At 44.5% G+C, this 3,865-nt stretch carries 2 protein-coding genes; one reads left to right on the plus strand and one right to left on the minus strand.

Features of this window, described 5'->3' with window-relative positions; all coding sequences use genetic code 11:
* Nucleotides 1-198 precede the first annotated feature (198 nt).
* The gene (locus AC1DRQ_RS30040; RefSeq protein ID WP_477429577.1) at nucleotides 199-966 is read left to right on the plus strand and encodes an NYN domain-containing protein; all 768 of its coding nucleotides are present in this window, start codon (nucleotides 199-201) and stop codon (nucleotides 964-966) included.
* A 76-nt stretch (nucleotides 967-1,042) separates the two neighbouring features.
* Here the strand turns inward: AC1DRQ_RS30040 and AC1DRQ_RS30045 are convergent.
* On the minus strand, nucleotides 1,043-3,865 hold a 2,823-nt coding region (locus tag AC1DRQ_RS30045; protein ID WP_477429579.1), incomplete at its 5' end, for a patatin-like phospholipase family protein.

Genomic DNA, 3,865 nt, shown 5'->3' on the forward strand with positions numbered 1-3,865 from the left:
TTATCAAAGTGGGTATCTTTGCTGTGTTCCGGGATATATTCGGCCGTGCTCCCTCACAGCATTCGCTGTAAGCCGCTGTAACCAGCAATTGTTGCGCCCTACACGAATGTAGTTCGAGGTACATTAAAAATCATATCTTTATCATTTAATCGTTAACCATTATCTATTTGATAAAGAACGCTTAGCCTAAAACTTAATATGATAGAAACCCAAAAAGATCTGAAGTTAGCCGTCCTTATTGATGCGGATAATGTGCCTTATGCCAACGTGAAGGAGATGTTTGAGGAAATTGCAAAGTATGGTACGCCTACTTTTAAAAGGATCTATGCAGATTGGACTAAACCTACAGTTTCCGGATGGAAGAACGTTTTGTTAGAAAATGCCATCACTCCCATTCAGCAATACAGTTACTCTACAGGAAAAAATGCATCTGATAGCGCGCTTATTATTGATGCGATGGATATCTTATATACCGGTAAAGTGGATGGTTTTTGCATTGTATCCAGTGATAGTGATTTTACCAGGCTGGCAACACGTTTGCGCGAAGCAGGGATGAAAGTGATTGGAATTGGCGAAAAGAAAACCTTGAATCCTTTTATAACGGCTTGTGACAAGTTTATTTATATCGAGATACTTAAGAAGGAGCTTGTTGCACCAGTTGAAGATGAACCTAAATCCACATCAAACAAGGCAAAACAAGCCGAAGATAAGCCGTTAAGTAATATTGATCCGGAGATCATTAAACTAATTGTTACCAGCATTGCCGATTTAGCAGACGATAATGGTTGGGCCTATTTGGGTGATTTGGGTAATCTGATGCTGAAGAAGAAACCCGATTTTGATCCCCGGAATTACGGTTTTCTCAAAATGCTGCCTTTTATAAAAAGCATGAAACAGTTTGAAGTAGATGAGCGCGAAAGCGGTAAAAATCACCACATCAAACACATCTATATCCGAAAAAAATAAAAAATGCGCCTGATTTATACCATGCGCATTTTTCTAACGTATCCTACGATTTTTGCTGAACTGGCCCCAATGAGTTTTAAGTGTATTTTCTAAATTCGTCCATCGAACGGTATCCCAATTGACGGTAGCTCTCAAATTGCGCTTCGTCAAAGAATTGATCACCGGTAGACTGTTGTGGAAAATCTTTGTTACTCATCTGGTACTCGCGAATGTCGACGCCTTCTTTTCCGGTCAGGCATGTCTTGACGTAAACTATGGTTCCAGATGGTTTTTTGTCGCCTGGATAAGTGATCGTTCCAGAAACCAGATGGTCCTCGCACAGCCCGGTGTCCTTATCTTTCCGGGTTATCTTTTCTGTTTGGAGGTCTATCTCAACACCAAAGTCAATTCGGCAACGCCTGATCGCATTTGCCAGCCCTTCGCACGAGGCCCGTTCATCTTCCTCAGCATCGCAAAGCAGAATATAGGTACAACGACGACGAATGAGTTCATAAATCCCCATATTATCAAAGTGTCCACCGTCTGATAAACACACATAGTCATTTTCAATGTCAGAGCGTCCTATCAGATCTTTGACCAAATACATCAGTCCTGTTATCGGGTTCGACCGGTTCCAGCAATCCGTCCGGGGATTGCCAATCCAACGCCCTAAACGGACATTGAAAATTGTGAGCAGAAAGGCGGTCGGTGCCGAGGAGTGATAGCCCATATTAGGATTTACCGCAGCACCTGAAACAGCCATGGCAGTTCCCAGTGTCGGGCTTGATTGTTCGCTGAAGGCATCAGTATAACGGTACCCATATTGAAATATCCCGTTACTCGAGTCTGCCGCCGAATTTGTAGGACTGAAATCAAAGCCACAAAAGAGTGGCGAAAAGATAAAGGATTCAGCTTTCCGATCCTGCCTGTCCAATGCTGAAACAGTGGTCGCGTTCAAAGCTGTATTGATGATCGGGTATGGCCCAGAATACAAATATTCGTCATACGCTAGGTCCTTCATAGCGATGTCATCATTATCATCAAATCCGGTAAACCGGTTGGCTGTACTGTCTCTGGAGGTCCTTCGGCGTGTGGCTCCAAGGTAGGCACGGCTTAACCTGTTCCGGTAAAAGTGATGTAAGGAAAATTCGTTGACCCCCACCCGCCAGCTTAATATAAAAGTTATGGCACCCAGTATAAGGGTTAGCGCTAAATAAGTTCTGAAATCATTGCTGAAAAAACTGCAGCCCCGGATATAGGGAAATAGTTTGTAGCTTAAGGCTTCAAAGATATTGGAACCGATCATCAAAAAACCGATCATAAAAAGATAAGGGGCGAATTTGACAAACAAGTTCACATAATCTACACCATTTGTTACCTTGTCACCATCTGATTTCGATTGAAAAGCGAGTTTCACTGCTGTACCGATGGCAGCGCTCCAAGTAGCAATAGCCGCAGGTAATATCTTGCTATCCGCGGAGGGAAGCAATTGAGCGATCAAAAACGGTAAAACAAGGGCCGATGCTGAGATCAATATCCAAATTAGGATAAAACGATGTACGACGGCACCGACCCGTCCCCACCATTCCCTTCGTTCTTCAGGGAAAAGGTCGCCCATTAGCGCCATACGACAAACTACGCAAATACTGGTTGCTTCCAAAACCAGCGGCGTACCGAAAATAAATTGATATTCTTCAGTATTTACCTGTGTTGAACCGATGGCGGTCAAAACGTCGCACACTAAAGCCAATAACCAAACACCAAACCCTGCCGACAGGACAGAGGTTAAGGCCACGGCACTCCATAGCTTCCACTCGCTTTTTTTTGTCTTACTCCTGGCATGGTAACGCCCCAAGACCGCTATGACTATCATGGCGAAGAATCCCGATATGCCAATAGGCAAATTCATTTTGAAGTAATCTTCGGTCGTTTTTTCGCCATTGACATTAGCGACAAGCCAGGCACTGCCAATGAAACCGGTCAATGTTGCCCAGACGACCAACCATATAGGCAGCAACCTACTCGAGCCAATCTTAAATCGACTTGGCGGCGAATCCGTCCGATCAAAAACCCGCATAGCTAGCCCGGTTATGATCGCCCCGAAAAGCAACAAAACCGCACTTATCACCAAGACATGATCCCAGGAAACCCCCACTAATTTTTTACTCCAGCTGTGCCAAAGGCTATGGGTCATGACTACGGCTGAAAGGATAGTACAAAGCAGGAGCACCAGTATGACCTGATTGACAAACGCGTTTCTCAGCCATGTCATTCCTATTGTCCAGGAATCTCCGGACATGATCCCGGTTTTTGGTGAGAGATAATTGCTATACATCCTAAGCCATCTGATAGGCCGAACCTCCTCACCCATGGGATCTGATGACAGTTTGGGGTTAAGCCGGTTACTGACCTTGGTAACAGATCCGGATCGGTATATCCAGGAAACCAGCCATGAACCTATATACCCTCCCCCGGAAACCGTGGACAGGTAATCAAACCGGCTAAGTACATTTAGTTCTGCAAGTTTTTGTATAATCCCAAGATTAAATGTAGCTGACCGTATCCCACCGCCCGAAAGCGCCAGGCCTGCAAACTGCAATTGCTTTGCCCGGTCAAGCGGGTCATTGGCGTCAGTGGGAAAGGGTTTAACAGGCCACAGGTCGCTTATACAGCCATCCTTTGTCCTTTTATTCCTGGTTTTAACAATCTCATTCATTTCCAAATGATATAGACTTTCAAAGGGCAAAGGTATTTCCTGCGTTTTGAGAAGGCTCAAAAGAGCCGTGTCATCGGTCAATAGCCTAAAGATCTGGTTGATCCGGGAGTTAGGGTTTTGATAGAGTGACTTTTCGTCTGTATATTTTCCTTTACTTGTTCCGGTAAAATCACCTGCCCACCAATCCCTMCAGTCTTTACATTC

It is taken from the genome of Mucilaginibacter sp. P4_E8 (genome assembly GCF_056401495.1).